The sequence below is a fragment of the Pseudomonas sp. TR47 genome (assembly GCF_044143025.1).
GTDB lineage: Bacteria > Pseudomonadota > Gammaproteobacteria > Pseudomonadales > Pseudomonadaceae > Aquipseudomonas > Aquipseudomonas putida_E.
On sequence record NZ_JBHFCS010000010.1, the window covers coordinates 102,723 to 125,867 of the forward strand.

20 protein-coding genes are annotated in these 23,145 nt (G+C 61.6%); 14 read left to right on the top strand and 6 right to left on the bottom strand.

The window, feature by feature from the left end; genetic code table 11:
* Positions 1–67: 67 nt before the first annotated feature.
* The 6 genes from ACEWE8_RS13140 (at position 68) to ACEWE8_RS13165 (ending at position 6,711) form a co-directional block, all read left to right on the top strand.
* Positions 68–928 carry a PHP domain-containing protein gene (locus ACEWE8_RS13140; RefSeq protein ID WP_046785406.1) on the top strand — a complete coding sequence of 287 codons (861 nt, stop codon included), beginning with the start codon at positions 68–70 and terminating at the stop codon, positions 926–928.
* Between the two features lie 13 nt (positions 929–941).
* Positions 942–1,571, top strand: a complete 630-nt coding sequence (locus ACEWE8_RS13145) for an L-threonylcarbamoyladenylate synthase (RefSeq protein ID WP_039604644.1) — start codon at positions 942–944, stop codon at positions 1,569–1,571.
* A gap of 125 nt (positions 1,572–1,696) precedes the next feature.
* Positions 1,697–2,422, top strand: a complete 726-nt coding sequence (locus tag ACEWE8_RS13150) for a ScpA family protein (RefSeq protein ID WP_189339946.1) — start codon at positions 1,697–1,699, stop codon at positions 2,420–2,422.
* Positions 2,409–3,188: an SMC-Scp complex subunit ScpB gene (gene scpB, locus ACEWE8_RS13155; RefSeq protein WP_046785404.1), complete on the top strand. Its 780-nt coding sequence runs from the start codon at positions 2,409–2,411 to the stop codon at positions 3,186–3,188. Before ACEWE8_RS13150 ends, scpB begins: the two co-directional genes overlap by 14 nt.
* Before the next feature lie 227 nt (positions 3,189–3,415).
* The gene (rluB, locus tag ACEWE8_RS13160; RefSeq protein WP_046785403.1) at positions 3,416–4,480 is read left to right on the top strand and encodes a 23S rRNA pseudouridine(2605) synthase RluB; all 1,065 of its coding nucleotides are present in this window, start codon (positions 3,416–3,418) and stop codon (positions 4,478–4,480) included.
* A gap of 809 nt (positions 4,481–5,289) precedes the next feature.
* Positions 5,290–6,711 (top strand): amino acid permease, encoded by a 1,422-nt coding sequence (locus ACEWE8_RS13165; protein WP_161871241.1) that lies wholly within the window; start codon positions 5,290–5,292, stop codon positions 6,709–6,711.
* Positions 6,712–6,810: 99 nt separating this feature from the next.
* Here ACEWE8_RS13165 and ACEWE8_RS13170 read toward each other — a convergent pair whose 3' ends face one another.
* The gene (locus ACEWE8_RS13170; protein WP_046785402.1) at positions 6,811–7,695 is read right to left on the bottom strand and encodes a LysR substrate-binding domain-containing protein; all 885 of its coding nucleotides are present in this window, start codon (positions 7,693–7,695) and stop codon (positions 6,811–6,813) included.
* 152 nt (positions 7,696–7,847) lie between these two features.
* Here ACEWE8_RS13170 and ACEWE8_RS13175 point away from each other — a divergent pair, with 152 nt between their 5' ends.
* Entirely contained in the window at positions 7,848–10,865 is a 3,018-nt protein-coding gene (locus ACEWE8_RS13175) for an FAD-binding and (Fe-S)-binding domain-containing protein (protein ID WP_046785401.1), read from the top strand.
* A gap of 86 nt (positions 10,866–10,951) precedes the next feature.
* Here ACEWE8_RS13175 and ACEWE8_RS13180 read toward each other — a convergent pair whose 3' ends face one another.
* The 4 genes from ACEWE8_RS13180 to phhA all read right to left on the bottom strand — a co-directional run bounded on the left by ACEWE8_RS13180 (position 10,952) and on the right by phhA (position 13,756).
* Positions 10,952–12,139 carry an MFS transporter gene (locus ACEWE8_RS13180; protein ID WP_046785400.1) on the bottom strand — a complete coding sequence of 396 codons (1,188 nt, stop codon included), beginning with the start codon at positions 12,137–12,139 and terminating at the stop codon, positions 10,952–10,954.
* Between the two features lie 95 nt (positions 12,140–12,234).
* Positions 12,235–12,360 carry a hypothetical protein gene (locus ACEWE8_RS13185; protein WP_256345817.1) on the bottom strand — a complete coding sequence of 42 codons (126 nt, stop codon included), beginning with the start codon at positions 12,358–12,360 and terminating at the stop codon, positions 12,235–12,237.
* A 211-nt stretch (positions 12,361–12,571) separates the two neighbouring features.
* Complete coding sequence (locus ACEWE8_RS13190; protein ID WP_039604830.1) at positions 12,572–12,928, bottom strand: 4a-hydroxytetrahydrobiopterin dehydratase; 357 nt, start codon at positions 12,926–12,928, stop codon at positions 12,572–12,574.
* A gap of 39 nt (positions 12,929–12,967) precedes the next feature.
* Positions 12,968–13,756, bottom strand: a complete 789-nt coding sequence (phhA, locus tag ACEWE8_RS13195; protein WP_046785399.1) for a phenylalanine 4-monooxygenase — start codon at positions 13,754–13,756, stop codon at positions 12,968–12,970.
* A 256-nt stretch (positions 13,757–14,012) separates the two neighbouring features.
* Between phhA and ACEWE8_RS13200 the strand changes: the two genes are divergently transcribed.
* Positions 14,013–15,572, top strand: coding sequence for a sigma-54-dependent phenylalanine hydroxylase transcriptional regulator PhhR (locus ACEWE8_RS13200; RefSeq protein ID WP_046785398.1), 1,560 nt, complete (start codon positions 14,013–14,015; stop codon positions 15,570–15,572).
* Between the two features lie 81 nt (positions 15,573–15,653).
* Here the strand turns inward: ACEWE8_RS13200 and ACEWE8_RS13205 are convergent, their stop codons facing one another.
* A complete protein-coding gene (locus ACEWE8_RS13205) occupies positions 15,654–15,908 on the bottom strand; it encodes a DUF2790 domain-containing protein (protein WP_012315605.1) in 255 nt (84 codons plus the stop codon).
* Between the two features lie 427 nt (positions 15,909–16,335).
* Here ACEWE8_RS13205 and acs point away from each other — a divergent pair, with 427 nt between their 5' ends.
* The 6 genes from acs (at position 16,336) to argR (ending at position 22,930) form a co-directional block, all read left to right on the top strand.
* Entirely contained in the window at positions 16,336–18,297 is a 1,962-nt protein-coding gene (acs, locus tag ACEWE8_RS13210) for an acetate--CoA ligase (RefSeq protein ID WP_012315604.1), read from the top strand.
* Positions 18,298–18,803: 506 nt separating this feature from the next.
* A complete protein-coding gene (locus tag ACEWE8_RS13215) occupies positions 18,804–19,589 on the top strand; it encodes an ABC transporter substrate-binding protein (protein WP_046785397.1) in 786 nt (261 codons plus the stop codon).
* A gap of 88 nt (positions 19,590–19,677) precedes the next feature.
* The gene (locus tag ACEWE8_RS13220; protein ID WP_012315602.1) at positions 19,678–20,367 is read left to right on the top strand and encodes an ABC transporter permease; all 690 of its coding nucleotides are present in this window, start codon (positions 19,678–19,680) and stop codon (positions 20,365–20,367) included.
* Positions 20,364–21,062 carry an ABC transporter permease gene (locus ACEWE8_RS13225; RefSeq protein WP_046785396.1) on the top strand — a complete coding sequence of 233 codons (699 nt, stop codon included), beginning with the start codon at positions 20,364–20,366 and terminating at the stop codon, positions 21,060–21,062. The genes ACEWE8_RS13220 and ACEWE8_RS13225 overlap by 4 nt, the downstream gene beginning before the upstream one ends.
* A gap of 22 nt (positions 21,063–21,084) precedes the next feature.
* Entirely contained in the window at positions 21,085–21,849 is a 765-nt protein-coding gene (locus ACEWE8_RS13230) for an ABC transporter ATP-binding protein (protein WP_046785395.1), read from the top strand.
* Positions 21,850–21,949: 100 nt separating this feature from the next.
* Positions 21,950–22,930 (top strand): transcriptional regulator ArgR, encoded by a 981-nt coding sequence (argR, locus tag ACEWE8_RS13235; RefSeq protein ID WP_046785394.1) that lies wholly within the window; start codon positions 21,950–21,952, stop codon positions 22,928–22,930.
* The last annotated feature ends 215 nt before the right edge of the window (positions 22,931–23,145 follow it).

Consider the following 23,145-nt stretch of genomic DNA (forward strand, 5'->3'; position numbering starts at 1 on the left):
AATGGCAGCCAGAATCGGGATGTGGCGGCATAATAACAAACATCGAATCCAGCGGTAGCGCTCCTCTATGAATGTTGATCTGCACTGTCACAGCACGGCCTCCGACGGCGCCCTGGCGCCCGCGGTCCTGGTCGCCCGGGCCCAGGAGCACGGGGTGCAGACGTTGGCACTGACCGACCATGACACCCTTGAAGGCCTGCCCGAGGCCCGCCAGGCCTGCGTCGAACGGGGCATGCGCTGGGTCAGCGGGGTGGAGCTTTCGTGCACGTGGGGGGGCGCGACCATCCATGTACTGGGGTATGACTTCCCGCTTGAAGCCCCGCCGCTGCTCGAAGCGATCGAATCCCTGCACCGTGGCCGCTGGCTGCGCGCCGAGGAAATCGACAAACGGCTGGCGGCCAAGGGCATGCCAGGTACCCTCGAGGGTGCCCGCGCCGTGCAGCAGGAGTTGGGCGACAGCGGTAACGCACCGGCACGGCCGCATTTTGCCGAGCACCTGGTGCGCGCAGGCCACGTCAAAGACCGTGGCGAAGCGTTTCGCAAGTGGTTGGGGGCCGGCAAGCTGGGTGACGTCAAGCTGCATTGGCCGACGCTCGAGGAAACCGTTGCCACATTGCGCCAGTCCAACGCCTGGGTGAGCCTGGCCCATCCAATGCACTACGATCTGACCCGCAGCAAGCGCAGGCGCCTGATTGCCGACTATATTCAGGCAGGTGGGCAGGCGCTTGAAGTGGTCAATGGGATGATGCCTGCCGAGCAGGTGGGCACGATGTCCATCCTCACTCGTGAGTTCGGCCTGCTGGCAAGCGCTGGCAGCGATTTCCACGGCCCCGGCACCTGGGGCGAGATCGGTGCCTACCGGCCATTGCCTGAGGATCTGCCACCTCTGTGGCGCCGATTCAGCCATGAACAACCTATGGCGATATGAACAGGAAGACTTCGTGAGCCAATTTTTCCAGATTCATCCGGAGAACCCCCAGCCGCGGCTGATTCGCCAGGCGGTGGAAATCATCCGCAAGGGCGGTGTGGTCGTCTATCCGACCGACTCGGCCTACGCACTGGGGTGCCAGATCGGTGACAAGGCAGCGATCGAGAGGGTTCGGCGTCTGCGCGGTTTGGACAAGACCCACAATTTCACCCTGATGTGCTGCGACATGTCGCAGTTGGGCCTGTACGCGAAGGTCGACACCGGCACTTTCCGTCTTCTCAAGGCGCATGTGCCCGGCCCCTACACGTTCATCCTCAATGGCACCCGCGAGGTGCCGCGGCTGTTGTTGCACGAGAAGCGTCGCACCATCGGCCTGCGGGTTCCGGACCACGGCATCACCCTGGCACTGCTGGCAGAACTGGGTGAGCCGCTGATGAGCGTGAGTCTGATCCTGCCCGGTGATACCGAGCCGATGACCGACCCCTATGAAATTCGCGAGCGCCTGGAGCATCACGTGGACCTGGTCATCGACGGCGGTTTCGGCGATCTGAAGGCCTCGACCATCATCGACCTGTCTGGCGACGAGCCCGAACTGATCCGCGAAGGCTGCGGCGACCCCACGCCATTTCTGGTCAACGCGTGAGCCAGATGGAGATACCCGAGGCTGCGGCCATCGAAGCCGAACTGCCTCAACAATTGCAGTTGGCCCTGGTTTACGGCGAAGCCCTGACCGAGATGCCGGTGGACCTTTACATTCCACCGGACGCGCTGGAGGTCATCCTCGAGGCCTTCGAAGGCCCGCTCGACCTGCTGCTTTATCTGATCCGCAAGCAGAACATCGACATTCTTGACATCCCCGTGGCGGAGATTACCCGCCAGTACATGGGGTACGTCGAGTTGATGAAAAGCGTGCGCCTGGAGTTGGCCGCCGAGTACCTGGTGATGGCTGCCATGCTCGCCGAGATAAAGTCGCGCATGTTGCTGCCACGTTCCGCCGAGGTCGAGGAGGAGGAAGGCGACCCGCGTGCCGAGCTGATCCGCCGCCTGCAGGAGTACGAGCGTTTCAAGGCTGCGGCCGAAGGCATCGACGAACTGCCGCGGGTTGGCCGTGACGTCGTGGTGCCGCGCCTTGAGGCGCCCCAGGCCAAGGTGCGCAAGCTGTTGCCCCAGGTCAGCCTGGAAGAGTTGCTGGTTTCGATGGCCGAAGTCATGCGCCGCAACGACCTGTTCGAGAGCCACCAGATCACCCGTGAGACGCTGTCTACCCGCGAGCGCATGAGCGAAGTGCTCGAGCGGCTGAAGGGGGGCGGCTTCGTGCCTTTCGTCGAGCTGTTCACGGCTGAGGAAGGCAAGCTGGGTGTGGTGGTCACCTTCATGGCAATTCTCGAGCTGGTGAAGGAATCGCTGATCGAACTGGTGCAGAATGAGCCTTTCGCCGCGATCCATGTCCGGGTGCGTGCCGAGTCTGTCGAAGAAACTGATGAATCTGAATGAACCCCGCGACCTGGCGTCGCTGATCGAGGCGTTTCTGCTGGCCTCAGGCAAGCCGCAATCTCTTGAACGGCTGTACGAGCTGTTCGAGGAGGCCGAACGCCCTGAGCCGAAGGTATTCAAGAAAGCCTTGGAAGTGCTCGGCAAATCCTGCAGTGGTCGGGCCTTCGAGCTCAAGGAAGTGGCCAGCGGCTATCGCCTGCAGATTCGCGAGAATTTCGCGCCGTGGGTGGGCCGCCTGTGGGAAGAACGTCCGCAGCGCTATTCCCGTGCGCTGCTCGAAACCATGGCCTTGATCGCCTACCGCCAGCCCATCACCCGCGGCGAGATCGAGGACGTGCGGGGTGTTGCGGTCAACAGCAACATCATCAAGACCCTTATGGAGCGTGAGTGGATTAGGGTCGTTGGCCACCGCGAGGTCCCTGGGCGGCCGGCGATGTTCGCCACCACCAAGGCGTTTCTCGATCATTTCAACCTCAAGAGCCTGGACGAGTTGCCGGCCTTGGCCGAGCTGCGCGAAATGGAGCCGGAGCCGTTGCTGGACCCAGATGATGCACCGGTGCCGGCGCATTTGCAGGCGTTGGCCGATGCCAGCCTGGCCGATGAGGAGGCGCTTGCCGAACCTAAGGAGGAGACGAGCTTTCGTAGCCTGCTGGTGGAGCTGGATGCGATGGAGGAGGGGCTCAAGACCGATTTCGATGATTTGCCAGAGGAAGATGCGCCAGAGCCTGAGGTCGCGGTTGAGGATCAAAACAAGTTGCAGCCCTGAGACTTGGGCGCATGGATTACAGGCGCTGCGCGGCGTGGTGGGCGCCGGCTTGCCGGCGATGAGGCCGGCCCTTTCATTACAAAACCACTGGGCAGAAAACCACTCCACCCCCTGAAAACCCTCTAAGCTCCAGTGCGTTCCCCTTTGGAACCGCGTATGATGCGCGACCTTTTGGCGCGTTCGTCGCCAGAACCTCTGTTTTCATTCCTACACCGGGAGGTGCCCAGATGAGTGAGCAAGACCTGCAAAATACCGAAATCACCCCGCCAGCCGGCGAAAAGCTGCAGAAAGTGCTGGCGCGCATCGGCGTGGGTTCGCGCCGTGACGTCGAAGCCTGGATCAGCCAGGGCCGCATCAAGGTCAATGGCGTCGCGGCCACCCTCGGCCAGCGCGTCGACCTGCACGATGCCATCGCTGTCGACGGCAAGCTGATCAAGCGCGAAGAGGCCGCCGAGGCCACGCGCCGGGTGATCATGTACAACAAGCCCGATGGCGAGATCTGCACCCGTGACGATCCGGAAGGCCGCCCGACCGTGTTCGACCGCCTGCCGCGGCCGAAGGAAGGCCGCTGGATCAACATTGGCCGACTCGACATCAACACCACCGGTCTGCTGCTGTTCACCACCGACGGTGAACTGGCCAACCGCCTGATGCACCCGTCCTACGAGATGGACCGCGAATACGCGGTGCGTGTGCGTGGCGAGGTCGACGACGAGATGATCGAACGCCTGAAGGCGGGCGTGATGCTTGAAGACGGCCCGGCCAAGTTCACCGACATCCAGAAGGCCCCGGGTGGTGAAGGTTTCAACCACTGGTACCACTGCGTGGTGATGGAAGGCCGCAACCGTGAGGTGCGCCGCCTGTGGGAATCCCAGGGCATGGTGGTCAGCCGCCTCAAGCGCGTGCGTTTTGGCCCGGTGTTCCTCAACTCCGATCTGCCGATGGGCCGCTGGCGTGAAATGACCCAGGGCGAAATCGACATCCTGGCCGCTGAAGTGGGCCTGCAGCCGGTGGCGCTGCCTGCCATGAACCTCAAGGCCAAAGACAAGATGGAGCGCCTGCAGCGCAAGTCGACCCGGCCCATGGGGCGTAGCGAGCGTGTGCGCAGCCTGCGCCCGGCGCAGGAAGCCGCAGCTGCCGAGCGTCCGGCTCGCCAGCCGCGTGAAGAAGCGCCACGCAAAGGCAGCCGCGGCAGTGCGGTGGCTGAGCGTCCAAGCGAGATGCGCAAGCGCCCGGCCAAGCCCGACGGTGACAAGCCGGCAGGGCGTGGTCGCGGCAAACCGCGTGGCTGATCGGCTCAGGCCGTGATCAAAGCGCCAGCTTTCGGGCTAATGCCAGTCAGTTAAGCGATTTGGGGCCGCTGTGCGGCCCATCGCCGGCAAGCCGGCTCCCACAGGTTACAGCGCAAACCAAGAACTGCGCGGTTCCTGTAGGAGCTGGCTTGCCGGCGATGGGCTGCGTAGCAGCCCCAATAACGCTGACTGGCAGGCACTAGCCTTCGGGCTGGCTTTTTTTCGTCTGCAGTTTTGTGTGGGCCTCACCGCGCGCCAAGATGTTGAAGAAAAAGAATTTTTCGGACGACTGGCAAGTTTTCAAACCGCCCTGTAAAGAAAACTGTACGAATTGCCCCGGTTTCTCTTGCTGGGCACCTTCTCTGTAAACAGATCTTGCCGCTCCCGCAGCTCAAGAGCCCCGCCTGCGCCGCCAGCCCTATTGCTCAACCCCCCGTCCCACGCTGATATAGCGACCATTGCCGTGTGCAAAAGCCCGTCCGAAGAGCCGGGCCTATAGAACAACAAATGGAGGCGCCATGTACGCCGATCACTCCGCCTTTCAGGGCTTCCTACCACAGGATCGCTGCGTTTTTTCCGAGGAAACGACGCAACGCGTTGACGCCTGCGCGCTTGCAGGGGTATACAGTGCGCCGCGTTTTACCTGTGACCCTCTTGCGTACCGCGCACTCTTGCTCACACCTGGCTGATCCGCTGCGGCGGCGACTGTGTTCAAGAAACCAAGGTAACCACCTTGCCCATTCCGCTGCGCCACGAGCGCGGTGGGTCCGATTCCGTCACAGATAAAAACAATGCAGGTGACTTCGTTCATGAGTGAACACAACATGCATTCAGGCGAGCTCAAGCGGGGCCTGAAGAACCGCCACATCCAGTTGATCGCCCTTGGCGGCGCGATTGGTACCGGCCTGTTCCTTGGCTCGGCAGGCGTGATGAAATCCGCCGGCCCGTCGATGATCCTGGGCTACGCCATCTGCGGCTTCATCGCCTTCATGATCATGCGCCAGCTTGGTGAGATGATCGTCGAAGAGCCGGTGGCCGGTTCGTTCAGCCACTTTGCCCATAAGTACTGGGGCGGTTTCGCCGGTTTCATGTCGGGCTGGAACTGCTGGGTGCTGTACATCCTGGTGGGCATGTCGGAGCTGACGGCGGTCGGCAAGTACATTCACTACTGGTGGCCGGAGATCCCGACGTGGGTCACGGCAGCGGGCTTCTTCCTGCTGATCAACGTCATCAACCTCATGAACGTGAAGGTGTTCGGCGAAGCCGAGTTCTGGTTCGCCATCATCAAGGTCGCGGCCATCGTCGGCATGATCGGCCTGGGCGCCTACCTACTGACCAGCGGCAGCGGCGGCCCCGAGGCTTCGGTGACCAACCTGTGGGCGCATGGGGGCTTCTTCCCGCATGGTGTCAGCGGCCTGGTCATGGCGCTGGCGTTCATCATGTTCTCCTTCGGGGGTCTGGAAATGCTCGGCTTCACTGCAGCCGAAGCCGACAAGCCGAGAACCGTGATCCCCAAGGCCATCAACCAGGTCATCTACCGCATCCTGATCTTCTACATCGGTGCGCTGGTCGTTCTGCTGTCGCTGACCCCGTGGGACAGCCTGGTCGCCAGCATCGATGCTTCTGGCGGCAGCTACGGTAGCAGCCCGTTCGTTCAGGTGTTCTCGCTGCTGGGCAGCGATGTGGCCGCCCACCTGTTGAACTTCGTGGTCCTGACGGCGGCACTGTCGGTGTACAACAGTGGTACCTACTGCAATGCCCGCATGCTGCTGGGCATGGCCGAGCAAGGTGATGCCCCCGCAGCCCTGGCCAAGGTCGACAAGCGCGGCGTGCCGGTGCGTTCGATCCTGGTGTCGGCAGCCGTTACCCTGATTGCCGTGCTGCTCAACTACTTCATGCCGCATGATGCGCTGGAGCTGCTGATGTCGCTGGTCGTGGCGACCCTGGTGATCAACTGGGCCATGATCAGTTACTCGCACCTGAAGTTCCGCCAGCACTTGGACCGCACCGGCCAGAAGCCGCTGTTCAAGGCCCTGTGGTACCCCTATGGCAACTACATCTGCCTGGCATTCGTGGTACTGATCCTGGGCATCATGCTGCAAATCCCGGGCATCCAGGTTTCGGTGTATGCCATTCCGGTGTGGGTGCTGGTGATGTTCGTCTTCTACATCATCAAGTCCAAGCGTCGTGAGCTGGGCAATGGCGCAGCAGCCGGCACCGCTACCAAGTAAGCGCAGCGGGCGGTGAACGAAACCCGATGTCAGGTGGCTGGCATCGGGTTTTTTATGCGCCGCCTCGCCGGCGACAGGCCTGTGAACGCAGGAAAGCACTCAGATCTGCTCGAGCAACCAGCCACGAAACGCCCGCAGCGAGGGCAACGCTTCGTTCCTTGGCGGATAGATCAGGTAATAGCTGCGCTGGCTGGCGAACGCCGTACCAGGGCTGAACAGCTCGCCCTTGGCCAGCTCCTCGTCCACCAGTATCCGCGGCACCAAGCCGATGCCGATCCCTGCACGTACCGCCTGGATCAGGTGTGACGTCAGCTCGAAACTCGGCCCCAGGCGCATCGCCCGGTGCGGCAGGCCATGGTGTGAAAACCACTCGCCCCAGGCATGTGGATTGTTGGCAACGTTGAGCAGCACCTCGGCGCTGATACGTGCCGGGTCCCAACCCTGGCCGTCGATGTTGGCTTGCGGTGGCAGGATCACCACCAGTTCCTCGGCATGCAGCCGATGGCAGATCAGCCCCGGCAGGTCATGGCTGGCCACGCCGATGGCGGCATCGATCTCGCTGGTGTCGAAGTTGATCGCTTCGATCCGCGAATGAATATGCACCAGCATGCCCGGGTGGGCGCTGTAGAAGGCATGCAGGCGCGGCAGCAGCCACTTGGAGCCGAAGGTGGGCAAGGTCGCCAGGCGCAGCGTGCCGACCCCGGACTGGTAAGCCAGGGCCTGCAAGGTGGCGCTGCGGATGCGGCCCAAGGCTTCGCTGAGCTCGCGCTGGTACAGCCGGCCCACGTCGGTGAGTTGTACCTGGCGGCCTTCGCGGCGGAACAGGGTCAGCCCGAGTTGCTGTTCCAGCGCCTGCACCTGGCGGCTGACCGCGCTCTGGGTCAGGGACAGTTCGGCAGCTGCGCGGGTGTAGCTTTCATGCCGGGCGGCAGCCTCGAAAGCCAGCAGCAATGACATGGAGGGTGTGAGGTGGCGGTAATTCATTCATAAAAGTCATTGATAGCGGCAGGATTATCCGTTTGCCCCTGGGGCGAAACTACAGGAACATTGGCCTATTCGTCATCCTGGCATGGCTCAACCCATGCCAGGGCGACAGGATTCCCGTGAATTAGCCCATATCAAGAGGCCATCCTTCGATGATCGCCCAGCTGCCGACCACTGCGCCGACCGCCGCCTACCCAGAATTCCTCGAAGCCCTGCGCAGCAGCGGCTTCCGTGGCCAGATCAGCGCCGATTACGGTACCCGTACCGTGCTGGCTACCGACAACTCCATCTACCAGCGCCTGCCCCAGGCGGCGGTGTTCCCGCTGGACGCCGACGATGTGGCGCGGGTGGCCGCGCTGATGGGCGAAGAACGCTTCCAGCAGGTCAAACTGACCCCGCGCGGTGGCGGCACCGGCACCAATGGCCAATCGCTGACCGACGGTATCGTGGTCGACCTGTCGCGGCACATGAACACCATCCTCGAAATCAATGTCCAGGAGCGTTGGGTGCGGGTGCAGGCTGGCGTGGTCAAGGACCAGCTCAATGCCGCGCTCAAGCCGCACGGGCTGTTCTTTGCGCCTGAACTGTCCACCTCCAACCGCGCTACCGTTGGCGGCATGATCAACACCGACGCCAGCGGCCAGGGCAGTTGCACCTACGGCAAGACCCGCGATCACGTGCTGGAACTGCACAGCGTGCTGCTCGGTGGCGAGCGCCTGCACAGCCTGCCGATCGACGACGCTGCACTGGAGCAGGCTTGTGCTGCGCCCGGTCGGGTGGGTGAGGTGTATCGGACTGCCCGCGAAATTCAGGAAACCCAGGCCGAGCTGATCGAAACCACCTTCCCCAAGCTCAACCGCTGCCTGACCGGCTACGACCTGGCGCACCTGCGCGACGAACAGGGCCGCTTCAACCTCAACAGTGTGCTGTGTGGCGCCGAGGGTTCGTTGGGTTATGTGGTCGAAGCCAAGCTCAACGTGCTGCCGATTCCCAAGTATGCGGTGCTGGTCAACGTCCGCTACACCAGCTTCATGGACGCGCTGCGCGATGCCAATGCGCTGATGGCGCACAAGCCGCTGTCGATCGAGACGGTGGACTCCAAGGTGCTGATGCTGGCGATGAAAGACATCGTCTGGCACAGCGTTGCCGAGTACTTCCCGGCCGACCCGGAGCGCCCCACGCTGGGTATCAACCTGGTGGAGTTCTGTGGCGATGAGCCGGCCGAGGTCAATGCTCGGGTTGAAGCCTTCATCGACCACCTGCAGCGCGACACCAGTGTCGAGCGCCTGGGCCATACCCTGGCCGAAGGGGCCGAGGCCGTGACTCGGGTCTACACCATGCGCAAGCGTTCGGTGGGCCTGTTGGGCAACGTCGAGGGCGAGGTGCGCCCGCAACCTTTCGTTGAAGATACCGCAGTGCCGCCGGAGCAACTGGCCGACTACATTGCCGATTTCCGCGCGCTGCTGGACGGCTATGGCCTGGCCTACGGCATGTTTGGCCACGTCGACGCCGGCGTGCTGCACGTACGCCCGGCACTGGACATGAAAGACCCCGCCCAGGCGGCACTGGTCAAGCCGATTTCCGACGCCGTGGCGGCGTTGACCAAACGCTACGGCGGGCTGCTGTGGGGCGAGCATGGCAAAGGGCTGCGTTCGGAATATGTGCCGGAGTACTTCGGTGAGCTGTATCCGGCGTTGCAGCGCCTCAAAGGTGCCTTCGACCCGCGCAACCAGCTCAACCCCGGCAAGATCTGCACCCCGCCAGGCAGCGCCGAAGGGTTGACCAGGGTCGATGGCGTAACCTTGCGTGGCGACCTCGACCGTACCATCGACGAGCGTGTATGGCAGGACTTCGGCAGTGCCGTGCACTGCAACGGCAATGGTGCTTGCTACAACTATGACCCCAATGACGCCATGTGCCCCTCGTGGAAGGCTACCCGTGAGCGCCAGCATTCGCCCAAGGGGCGCGCCTCGTTGATGCGCGAATGGCTGCGCCTGCAGGGTGAGGCGAACATCGATGTGCTGGCTGCGGCGCGCAACAAGGTGTCCTGGATCAAGGGGCTGCCGGCACGGCTGCGCAACAACCGTGCACGCAACCAGGGCCAGGAAGACTTTTCCCATGAGGTCTACGACGCCATGGCCGGCTGCCTGGCGTGCAAGTCATGTGCAGGCCAGTGCCCGATCAAGGTCAATGTGCCGGACTTCCGCTCGCGTTTCCTCGAGCTGTACCACGGTCGCTACCAGCGCCCGCTGCGTGATTACCTGATCGGTTCGCTGGAATTCAGCATCCCCTACCTGGCCCATGCACCGGGGCTGTACAACGCGGTGATGGGGTCGAAGTGGGTCAGCAGTTTGTTGGCGGACAAGGTCGGCATGGTCGACAGCCCGCTGATCAGCCGCTTCAACTTCCAGTCCACCCTCACGCGCTGCCGGGTTGGCGTGGCCAGTGTGCCGGCGCTGCGTGAACTGACCCCGGCCCAGCGCGAGCGCAGCATCGTGCTGGTGCAGGATGCCTTCACCCGTTACTTCGAGACACCACTGCTGGCCGCCTTCATCGAGCTGGCCCATCGCCTGGGCCACCGCGTGTTCCTGGCGCCTTACAGTGCCAATGGCAAGCCGCTGCACGTGCAGGGCTTTTTGGGGGCTTTTGCCAAGGCGGCAATCCGTAATGCCACCCAGCTCAAGGCCCTGGCCGACTGTGGTGTACCGCTGGTGGGCCTGGACCCTGCCATGACCCTGGTCTACCGCCAGGAGTACCAGAAGGTGCCGGGCCTGGAGGGCTGCCCGAAGGTGTTGCTGCCCCAGGAATGGCTGATGGATGTGCTGCCCGAACAGGCGCACGCCGCGCCCGGCAACTTCCGCCTGATGGCGCACTGCACCGAGAAGACCAACGTGCCGGCCAGTACCCGCCAATGGGAGCAGGTGTTCGCGCGCCTGGGCCTGAAGTTGGTGACCGAGGCCACGGGGTGCTGCGGCATGTCCGGTACCTACGGGCATGAGGCGCGTAACCAGGAGACGTCGCGGACCATCTTCGAACAGTCCTGGGCGACCAAGCTGGACAAGGAGGGCGAGGCCCTGGCAACCGGTTATTCGTGCCGTAGCCAGGTCAAGCGCATGACCGAGCGGCAGATGCGTCATCCGCTGGAAGTGGTGTTGCAGTACGCCCGCTGAAACAAGACCGCTCCTGCAGAGGTACGCGGTTACCCGTAGGAGCGGCCTCGTGTCGCGAAAGGGGTGCGTAGCGCCCCCCCATGCGCTCAAATATGCCTGAAACGCCGCGCCTGACGGTACAGGTACAGGCTCAACACCAGCCCGCAGCACGCCGCCGCTGCCGCAAACAGAAACATCGAAGCAAACCCGAACCCCGACGCCACCGCGCCCACCAGTGGCCCGGTAATGCCCAGTGACAGGTCGATGAACAGCGAGTATGCCCCCACCGCCGCCCCGCGGTTGGCTGCCGAAACCTGATTCACCGCTTCCACGCCCAGCGCCGGGAACACCAGTGAGAAGCCGAAGCCACTGAGCGCCGCTCCGGCCAAGGCGAGTTCTGCGCTGGGTGCCAGCCACAGCATCAGCAGGCCCAGTGTCTCGACCGACAAGCACACGATCGCCACCCTGAACCCGCCAATCCTGTTGATGAGATTGCCGAACAGCAGCCGCGCACAGATGAAGCTGGCACCGAACAGGCTCAGGGTCAGTGCTGCATTCGCCCAGCCACGGCTGGCGTAGTATAGGGTAATGAAGGTGGCGATGGTGCCAAAGCCGATCGAGCCCAAAGCCAGCCCCGAACCATGCGGGAACACTTTGCCCAGCACCCGCAGAAACGGCATACGCACGCCGCTGACAATCGGCGCAGCGCGTTTTGGCCATGCCAGCAGCAGGCCTATCGCGCATAGCAGGATGATGCTCACCCCCATGCTCCACAGCCCCAGGTGCTTTACCATCAGCACGCCCAGTGGGGCACCGATGGCCAGCGCACCATAGCTGGCGATCCCGTTCCAGGAGATGACTTTAGCGGTGTTTTCAGCGCCGACCCGGCCAATCCCCCAGCCTATCGAACCCGAGCCCACCAGGCTTTCTGCACTGCCCAGTACCAGGCGGCCGACCAACAGGCAGGCCAGGCTCAGCCAAGGCAGGTGGGTGAGGAAGGCGCAGGCGAGCATGAAAACACCACTCAGGCCGCAACCGGCGAGGCCATACATGACGGCTTTCTTGCTGCCCAGGTTGTCGATGATGCGGCTGGCTGTGGGGCGGCTGAGCAGGGTGGCGAGGTATTGCACACTGATCACCAAGCCGGCGACGACGGTGCTGAAGCCCAGGTCGTTGTGCACGTAGCCAGGCAGCACGGCGAGGGGGATGCCGATGTTCAGGTAGCCGATGAAGGTGAACAGGACGATGGAGACGACTTGCAGGGTGACCGCAAGGGGGCGCGGTGAGTCGGGCATGGGGGCCTACGTGGCAGAAGTTCTGGACGGTGTGAAAACGTGATGACAGCGGTAGTCCGAAAGTCAGCCGTTTTCACACAGTCGGGGATGCGCGGTTATTCCTGGTCAGCGCTGGATTGATCGTCGCCATCCTCGACGGCAGGCGCCGGTTCGGAGTGAGCGGCAACGGTTTGCTCTTCGGGGTTCAGGCTTGGGAAGGGAAGATTCGGGATTTCGTGCATCTCGTCGTTCCTCGCAAGTGTGAGTCAAAAGGCTGCGCCAGGCGCGTTTGGAGCTTCGCAAAGCTGAGGCAGGATACACAAGTCTGGATGACAGTTTGTAATTTTTCCCGGTCGCTTGTCGGTTTTGCGGGCGGATACCGGACATTTTCCTGACACAACAAGGCCGCTGCGCGCCCCGCGAACAGGGCGCGCAGCGGCCTTTTGCAACGTGTTACTTGCGCCCTTCAGCGGTATCGGCAACCTTGTCGGTCCGCGCGCACATGATGAAGTCGTTGCGGTGCAGGCCCTTGATGGAGTGGCTCCACCAAGTCACGGTGACCTTGCCCCATTCGGTCAGCAGGCCTGGGTGATGGCCTTCGGCTTCAGCGATTTCGCCAACTGCGTTGGTGAATGCCAGGGCATGCTTGAAGTTCTTGAACAGGAACACGCGCTCCAGCTCCATATGACCGTCACGTACTTCGATGTTCCAGTCCGGTATCTCGCGGATGAGTTCGGCCAGTTCCTCGTCGGTGACTTTCGGCGCATCGGCGCGGCAGGCTTCGCAGTGGGCTTGGTTCAAGGCATTCATGAGGTGTTTTCCGATTCGAGTTGTTGTCGGCAAGGTCGCTCAGGCGGCGACCTTGGGTGGAAACTTCGGCGCATGCAGCCCCAGCTGCATGGCTTGCTGGACCATGCCCATGATGTCTTCGTGGGCCAGGTCGAACAGGCGCTTGAGGTTCGGTAGCACGAAATACAGGGGCTGCAGGATGTCGATACGGTAGGGGGTGCGCATGGCCTCGATCGGGTCGAAGGCCTGGTGCTCCGGCTCACCGGACAGACTGTAGACGGTTTCTTTTGGCGAAGAGAGGATGCCGCCGCCATAGATCTTGCAGCCTTGTGCGGTCTCCATCAGGCCGAACTCAATGGTCATCCAGTACAGGCGCGCCAGGTACACGCGCTGTTCCTTGGTCGCGGCCAGGCCCAGCTTGCCATAGGTGTGGGTGAACTCGGCGAACCAGGGGTTGGTCAGCAGCGGGCAGTGGCCGAAGATCTCGTGGAAGATGTCCGGTTCCTGCAGGTAATCCAGCTCTTGTGGGGTGCGGATGAACGTGGCGACCGGGAAGCGTTTGCTGGCCAGCAGCTCGAAGAAGGTCTGGAAGGGGATCAGTGCCGGCACACGGGCAACCTGCCAACCGGTGGTGGTGCCCAGCACTTTGTTGATCTCGCCCAGTTGCGGAATGCGGTCATGGGGCAGCTTGAGCTGATCGATGCCATCCAGGTACTCCTGGCATGCCCGGCCTTCGATGACTTTCAGCTGGCGGGTGATCAGCGTGTTCCATACCGCATGCTCTTGCTGCGGGTAGTCGATGAAGCCTTGCGCATCGGGCTCGCGCGCCACGTATTGCGTCTGTTTCATGTGGCTCTCCTGGTGAGGGCTTTTATTGTTATGTCCACGACATACCTAAGAAATATCCCTTCATCTGCCCGATTGCACGCGGTGTCAGAACGCCTGAACTGCAGTTTCAAGGCGTTTTTCGTAACGATAATTTTACAAACATGGCAGCATCGCGGAAAATTCGGTGTGTCGAGCTGGCCCTTGCTGTGTTTTTGTCAGCTTTTCTTTACGAATATTATGCGGTCGGTTTAAAAACTTCGCCGCTTCGAGAGCTTTCATGCGAATCAAAGTGCATTGCCAGAACCGCATCGGCATCCTTCGCGACATCCTCAACCTGTTGGTGGAGTACGGTATCAACGTGCTCCGTGGTGAGGTCGGTGGCGACCACGGCAATGCTATCTACTTGCATTGCCCGAACCTGATAAACCTGCAGTTCCAGGCTCTACGCCCGAAATTCGAGTCCATCGCCGGGGTCTTCGGGGTCAAGCGCGTCGGCCTGATGCCCAGTGAGCGACGGCACATGGAGCTCAACGCGCTGCTGGGGGCGCTGGATTTCCCGGTGCTGTCGGTCGACATGGGCGGCAGTATCGTCGCCGCCAACCGCACCGCCGCGCAGTTGCTGGGCGTGAGGGTCGACGAGGTGCCGGGCATCCCATTGGCGCGCTATGTCGAGGACTTCGACCTGCCGGAACTGGTGCGGGCCAACAAATCACGAATCAATGGCCTGCGGGTCAAGGTCAAAGGTGACATTTTTCTGGCCGACATCGCACCTTTGCAGTCCGAGCATGACGACAGCGAGGCATTGGCTGGCGCGGTGTTGACCCTGCACCGTGCCGACCGCATCGGCGAGCGCATCTATAACGTGCGCAAGCAGGAGTTGCGCGGTTTCGACAGCATCTTCCAAAGCTCGCGTGTGATGGCGGCGGTGGTGCGTGAGGCGCGGCGCATGGCGCCGCTGGATGCGCCGTTGCTGATCGAAGGCGAGACAGGTACCGGCAAGGAGCTGCTGGCGCGTGCCTGCCACCTGGCCAGCCCGCGGGGGCAGGCGCCTTTGATGGCCCTCAATTGTGCCGGCCTGCCAGAGTCCATGGCGGAAACTGAGCTGTTCGGTTATGGCCCCGGTGCGTTCGAGGGCGCGCGCGCCGAAGGCAAACTGGGCCTGCTGGAGTTGACCGCTGGTGGGACACTGTTCCTCGATGGGGTGGGGGAGATGAGCCCTCGCCTGCAGGTGAAGCTGCTGCGCTTTCTGCAGGACGGCTGCTTCCGTCGTGTAGGCAGTGATGAGGAGGTGTACCTGGATGTACGGGTGATCTGCGCAACCCAGGTGGACCTTTCCGAATTGTGCGCTCGGGGCGAATTCCGCCAGGACCTGTACCATCGCCTCAATGTGTTGTCGTTGCACATACCGCCGTTGCGCGAGTGCATGGACGGCCTGGAGGGGTTGGTGCAGCACTTTCTCGATCAGGCCAGCCGGCAGATTGGTTGTGCCCTGCCGCGCCTGGCGCCTGCGGCGATGGACAAACTGGCGCACTACCATTGGCCGGGCAATGTCCGGCAACTGGAAAACGTATTGTTCCAGGCGGTATCGCTGTGCGAAGGCGGAATAGTGAAAGGCGAGCATATCCGCCTGCCGGATTACGGCGTGCGGCAACCCTTGGGTGAATTTACCCTTGAAGGTGATCTTTCGCAGATTGTCGGGCGCTTTGAAAAGGCTGTACTGGAAAGTCTGATCGGGGAATATCCAAGTAGCCGGGCGCTGGGCAAGCGACTGGGTGTTTCACATACAACCATTGCCAACAAGTTGCGGGATTATTCGTTGGGCAAGTCGAATGAGTGACGGAGTGGCGGGTGGATTAAACTCAACACTGTTCATCGTGGGGTTGTTGACGAATGGGCCCCGCAGGGCCCAAATCATTCATCAGCCGTTGGAGCAGCCGTTACCCATGACGCGGTATTCGAGAATGTGCTTCTGACCCTTGGAATCCTCGTAGGTCATGCGGGCCGGCACGACTTCGCACACGTTTGGCACTTCGCTCATGGAGATGACGCGGGCGATATCCAGGTGCTGCGAATAACTGTACTGTTCAACCGGAATCTGCTCGGCATCCTTTGCTTCATCGGCCATTGCCGCGCTGCAAAGACTACCAAGTACCAATACCAGTAACGCTTTCATTTTCTATTTACCTGTCTAAGGTCGTGAGGGGGCACGCGGCGCTTGTGGCACCGCGAATACAGCCAAGTTTTCAACTATCGGATTAGCGCGCGATTAACGAGTTGCCTTCGTGGGGGCTGTGACTGTTACCAGTTGTTAATCGCCTTTGCCGTTGCTGGCGTAGTGAATCTTATGCTTCGGTAATTAAGGGAAACAGTGGGCGTTTTGATAAAGTTTTTTCGCCTTTTGACAGAAACTGTAACAATCCCCCGGGAAAATCTTTTGCTTTCCCCTCTCGCCGGGTTGCCAGCTGCGGCCTAGAGCCTTTCCGGCCGTCCACAAGGTGCGCAACCTGTCGCGTTACTACCATCGTCGTATGGCTTTTGCCGCTCTGGTACAGTTACAAACGGTTCCATACAAAAACAACTATTACACCGAGGTAACACAGATGAGTGCGGCTCCACTGTATCCCGTTCGTCCCGAGGTTGCGGCCACTACCCTGACCGACGAGGCCACCTACAAGGCCATGTACCAGCAATCGGTGATCAACCCGGACGGCTTCTGGCGTGAGCAGGCCCAGCGCATTGACTGGATCAAGCCTTTCACCAAGGTCAAGCAGACTTCCTTCGACGATCACCATGTCGATATCAAGTGGTTTGCCGACGGCACTCTCAACGTCTCCTCCAACTGCCTGGACCGCCACCTCGAAGAGCGCGGCGACCAACTGGCAATCATCTGGGAAGGTGACGACCCTTCCGAACACCGCAACATTACCTATCGCGAACTGCACGAGCAGGTCTGCAAATTCGCCAACGCCCTGCGCGGGCAGGACGTGCACCGTGGGGATGTAGTGACCATCTACATGCCGATGATCCCTGAGGCCGTGGTTGCCATGCTGGCCTGTGCCCGCATCGGTGCGATTCACTCGGTGGTGTTTGGCGGCTTCTCGCCCGAAGCGCTGGCCGGGCGCATCATCGATTGCAAGTCCAAGGTGGTGATTACCGCCGACGAAGGTTTGCGCGGTGGCCGCCGTACTCCGCTCAAGGCCAACGTGGACCTGGCGCTGACCAACCCTGAAACCAGCAGCGTGCAAAAAATCATCGTGTGCAAGCGCACCGGTGGTGACATCGCCTGGCACCAGCACCGAGACATCTGGTACGAAGACCTGATGAAGGTGGCCTCCAGCCATTGCGCGCCAAAGGAAATGGGTGCCGAGGAGGCGCTGTTCATTCTTTATACCTCCGGCTCCACCGGCAAGCCCAAGGGCGTGCTGCACACCACCGGTGGTTACCTGGTGTACGCCGCGCTGACCCACGAACGCGTATTCGACTACCGCCCCGGCGAGGTCTACTGGTGCACCGCTGACGTCGGTTGGGTCACCGGCCACAGCTACATCGTCTACGGGCCGCTGGCCAACGGTGCGACCACGCTACTGTTCGAGGGCGTACCTAACTACCCGGACATTACCCGGGTGTCGAAGATCGTCGACAAGCACAAGGTCAACATCCTCTACACCGCACCTACAGCGATTCGCGCCATGATGGCCGAAGGGCAGGCGGCCGTTGAGGGTGCCGACGGCTCGAGCCTTCGCCTGCTGGGTTCGGTCGGTGAGCCGATCAACCCTGAGGCCTGGAACTGGTACTACAAGACCGTCGGCAAGGAGCGTTGCCCGATCGTCGACACTTGGTGGCAGACCGAGACCGGCGGCATCCTGATCAGCCCGCTGCCGGGCGCCACGGGCCTCAAGCCGGGTTCTGCGACCCGTCCGTTCTTTGGTGTGGTGCCGGCGCTGGTGGACAACCTGGGCAACCTGATCGATGGTGCCGCCGAGGGCAACCTGGTGATCCTCGATTCCTGGCCGGGCCAGTCCCGCTCGCTGTATGGCGATCATGACCGCTTCGTCGATACCTACTTCAAGACGTTCCGCGGCATGTACTTCACCGGTGACGGCGCGCGCCGTGACGAGGATGGCTACTACTGGATCACGGGCCGGGTGGATGACGTGCTCAACGTTTCCGGCCACCGTATGGGTACCGCAGAGATCGAAAGCGCCATGGTCGCCCATGCCAAAGTGGCCGAGGCTGCGGTGGTGGGGGTGCCGCACGATATCAAAGGGCAGGGCATCTATGTGTACGTGACCCTCAATGCCGGCGTGGAGCCCAGCGAGCAGCTACGCCTGGAGCTGAAGAACTGGGTGCGCAAGGAGATCGGCCCGATTGCCTCGCCAGATGTGATCCAGTGGGCGCCAGGGCTGCCGAAGACGCGCTCGGGCAAGATCATGCGACGTATCCTTCGCAAGATCGCCACGGCGGAATACGGCTCGCTAGGTGATATCTCCACCCTGGCCGACCCGGGCGTGGTGCAGCACTTGATTGATACCCACAAGGCAATGAACCTGGCGTCGGCCTGATGCAATGAGCGGGACTGCGGGGCAGTCCTGCTTCAAACGAAAACCCCGCACGGGCAACCGGCGGGGTTTTTGCTTTACTGTTACCCGACATTCATCGGTAACTCTTCTGTCACCGATTACGCACAGCTGCGGGGCGAGCGGGAACACTCATGACCCGTTTCGGTGCGTTCGCGGCGCCTTTTCTTGCAGTGCAGCACGCTACACTTGCCGTCGTACAAGGCTTTGCCAATAATAGGCCCAGTAATTGCTAGTTCTATAGGTTATTTTCCTTGCGCTCTTGCATATCTTGCAAAGGCTGTCAACCTCGCCCGCTGCCGTTTCAAGCGCTTCTGTAAGTAGTTGTCGCTTTGAAGAAATATCGACTACCGGGCTGTCGTTAAAATGCCACTCACTCGCTCGTGGTCTGCGACCTTGGTCGAACCCTGCGCGGCTCGCGTTGTACCCATTCGCATATCGGGCAGTTGTTACTCCTGCCTTGTAATGCCCCGTACCGATGGAGTTACCTGATGAAGAAGCTCGCACTGCTTGGCGCCCTGGCGCTTTCCGTGTTTTCCCTGGTGTCGCAGGCTGATGAAAAACCGTTGAAAATCGGTATCGAAGCGGCCTACCCACCCTTCGCCTTCAAGCAGCCCGACGGCAGCATCGCCGGTTTCGACTACGACATCGGCAACGCCCTGTGTGAAGAGATGAAAGCCAAGTGCACCTGGGTCGAGCAGGAGTTCGACGGCCTGATCCCGGCGCTGAAGGTGCGCAAGATCGACGCCATCCTGTCGTCCATGTCGATTACCGATGACCGCAAGAAATCGGTCGATTTCACCAAGCGCTACTACCTGACCCCAGCGCGCCTGGTGATGAAGGACGGCGCTACCGTCAGCGACAGCCTGGATGAACTCAAAGGCAAGAAGATCGGCGTGCAGCGCGGCTCGATCCACGACCGCTTCGCCAAGGAAGTGCTGGGCGCCAAAGGTGCCACCGTGGTTCCGTACGGCACCCAGAACGAAATCTACCTCGACGTGGCCGCTGGCCGCCTCGACGGCACCGTGGCTGATGCCACCCTGCTGGAAGACGGTTTCCTGAAAACCGACGCCGGCAAGGGCTTTGCCTTCGTTGGCCCTTCGTTCACCGACGCGAAATACTTCGGTGACGGCATCGGCATCGCCGTGCGCAAAGGTGACGATGCCAACCGCGAGCGTATCAACCAGGCCATCGACGCGATCCGTGCAAACGGCAAGTACAAGCAGATCCAGGACAAGTACTTCAACTTTGACATCTACGGTCCAGACTCGAAGTAAGACGTCGAGTTTCACCTGTGCAATGGTGCAAACAGCAGAGGCTCTGAGGTTTGCACCATTTTTCATTCTTTAGGTCGAGGACCTCATCATGTTGAAAGGCTACGGGGCAGTCATCCTCGACGGGGCGTGGCTGACGCTGCAGCTCGCCCTGTCGTCGATGGCCCTGGCCATTGTGCTCGGCCTGATTGGCGTGGCGCTGCGCTTGTCGCCGGTGCGCTGGCTGGCCTGGTTGGGCGATATGTATTCCACCGTGATCCGGGGTATTCCGGACCTGGTGCTGATCCTGCTGATCTTCTACGGCGGGCAGGACATCATCAACCGTTTGGGGCCGCTGGTGGGCTATGACGACTACATCGACCTGAACCCGCTGGTCGCAGGCATCGGTACCCTGGGCTTCATCTTTGGCGCCTACCTGTCAGAAACCTTCCGAGGTGCGTTCCTGGGTATTCCCAAGGGCCAAGCCGAAGCCGGCGCGGCCTATGGCATGAGCAACCGGCAGGTATTCTTCCGCATTCAGGTGCCGCAGATGATCCGCCTGGCGATCCCGGGCTTCACCAACAACTGGTTGGTACTGACCAAGGCGACGGCACTGATTTCGGTGGTCGGCCTGCAGGACATGATGTTCAAGGCCAAGCAGGCGGCAGACGCCACCCGCGAACCCTTCACCTTCTTCCTGGCGGTGGCGGCGTTGTACCTGGTGCTGACCAGTGTCTCGCTGCTGGCACTGAAGTATCTCGAGAAGCGCTACTCGGTGGGCGTCAAGGTGGCTGAGCTATGATTTTCGATTACAACGTCATCTGGGAGGCCATGCCGCTGTACCTCGGCGGCCTGCTGACCACCCTCAAGCTGCTGGCGATATCGCTGGTCTTCGGCCTGCTGGCGGCTGTACCGCTGGGCTTGATGCGGGTGTCCAAGCAGCCGGTGGTCAACCTCACGGCCTGGCTCTACACCTATGTGATCCGCGGCACGCCGATGCTGGTGCAGCTGTTCCTGATCTACTACGGCCTGGCTCAGTTCGAGGCGGTGCGCGAAAGTATCTTCTGGCCATTGCTATCGAGCGCCACGTTTTGTGCGTGCCTGGCATTTGCCGTCAACACCAGTGCCTACACCGCCGAAATCATCGCCGGCAGCCTCAAGGCTACCCCGCACGGCGAGATCGAGGCGGCCAAGGCCATGGGTATGTCCCGCATGAAGATGTACCGTCGCATCCTGCTGCCGTCGGCCCTGCGCCGGGCGTTGCCGCAGTACAGCAACGAAGTGATCATGATGCTGCAGACCACCAGCCTGGCGTCGATCGTGACCCTGATCGACATCACCGGTGCCGCACGTACGGTCAATGCCCAGTACTACCTGCCTTTCGAGGCCTACATCACGGCGGGCGTGTTCTATCTGTGCCTGACCTTCATCCTGGTGCGCCTGTTCAAGATGGCCGAACGCCGCTGGCTCGGCTACCTGGCGCCGCGCAAGCACTGAACGCTCTGTGAGAACCGACAGCATGTACAAACTAGAAGTCCAAGACCTGCACAAGCGCTACGGCAGCCATGAAGTGCTCAAGGGTGTGTCCCTGGCGGCCAAGGCAGGCGATGTGATCAGCATTATCGGCTCCAGCGGTTCGGGCAAGTCGACCTTCCTGCGCTGCATCAACCTGCTCGAGCAGCCGCACGCCGGCAAGATACTGCTCAACAACGAAGAGCTGAAGCTGGTCGCCGGCAAGGACGGCGCGCTCAAGGCTGCCGACCCGCGCCAGTTGCAGCGCATGCGCTCGCGGCTGTCGATGGTGTTCCAGCACTTCAACCTGTGGTCGCACATGACCGCGCTGGAAAACGTCATCGAGGCGCCGGTGCACGTGCTTGGCGTGAACAGGAAAGAAGCCCTGGAAAAAGCCGAGCACTACCTGGCCAAGGTGGGCGTTGCCCATCGCAAGGATGCTTTCCCGGGGCATATGTCCGGCGGTGAGCAGCAGCGTGTGGCGATTGCCCGAGCGTTGGCGATGGAGCCTGAAGTGATGCTGTTCGACGAGCCGACTTCGGCGCTCGACCCCGAACTGGTCGGCGATGTGCTAAAGGTCATGCAGGCCCTGGCCCAGGAAGGCCGGACCATGGTGGTGGTGACCCACGAGATGGGCTTTGCCCGCGAGGTGTCCAACCAGTTGGTGTTCCTGCACAAAGGCCTGGTCGAAGAGACCGGCTGCCCGCGCGAAGTGCTGGCTAACCCGCAATCGGAGCGGCTCAAGCAGTTTCTCTCTGGCAGCCTGAAGTAAAGGCTGCACCTTCGCACCAGAATAGGGCATGCTGCGCAGCAGTGCGCAGTCTGCCCTGGCGCCACAGACTCGAACGACTTCAGGTTTCGGACCTTACCCTATGACCACCCAGCGAATCGGTTTTCTCATCTGGCCAAGCACCAAGCCCTTGACGTTGGCGCTGGCGGAGGAAGTATTGCTGGTGGCCCAGCGGGTACATCCTGACGTGGTCTACGAGCTGGCCTTTCTGCAGGCCGAGCCTGCGCAGGAAGGTGCCTGGCGCCTGCCGGGCGAGCCCTGGAACGGGCGCCTGGAGGGTTGTCACAAACTGTTCCTGCTCGCTGACGAGTTGCCCCAGGCGCTGGGGCCGGCGCTGTCCTCGGCCCTCAAGCAATTGGCCCGTAGCGGCTGCATCATTGGCGGGCTGTCTGCGGGGGTGTATCCGTTGGCCATGCTCGGCCTGCTCGATGGTTACCGCGCAGCGGTGCATTGGCGCTGGCAAGACGACTTTGCCGAGCGCTTCCCCAAGGTCATCGCCACCAGCCATCTGTTCGATTGGGATCGTGATCGCCTGACCGCTTGCGGCGGTATGGCGGTGACCGACTTGCTGCTGGCATTGCTGGCGCGTGATCACGGGGCTGAGCTGGCTGGTGCGGTTTCCGAGGAGCTGGTGGTCGAGCGCATCCGTGAGGGTGGGGAGCGCCAGCGCATTCCGCTGCAGAACCGCCTCGGCTCCAGCCATCCGAAGCTGACCCAGGCGGTGCTGTTGATGGAAGCCAACATCGAAGAGCCGCTGACCACCGACGAAATCGCTCAGCATGTATGCGTATCGCGCAGGCAACTGGAGCGCATCTTCAAGCAGTACCTCAATCGGGTGCCCAGCCAGTATTACCTGGAGTTGCGGCTGAACAAGGCGCGGCAGATGCTGATGCAGACCAGCAAATCGATCATCCAGATCGGCCTTTCCTGTGGTTTCTCCTCCGGCCCGCATTTCTCCAGCGCCTACCGCAATTTCTTTGGCGCCACGCCGCGGGAAGACCGCAACCAGCGGCGTAACAGCAGCCCCTTCGAATTGAGTTCGGCGCCTGCCGAAAAGGGCTGAAAGCTTCCCTGCGCAATGCGCTTCCATCGCCGGCAGGCCGGCTCTCATACTGATCGGGTTGCCGCCGGTACAGCCGGCATGTCTTCTTATGTGAACACCCGTTCACCCAGTCCCGCTCTGCCGTTACACTGCGCGATTGCGACAGTGTTTGTCGCATTGCCGAAAGCCTGGGTAAAACTGGGTTTTGCGCTGTAACAAGTTGTCGCTTGGCCGCA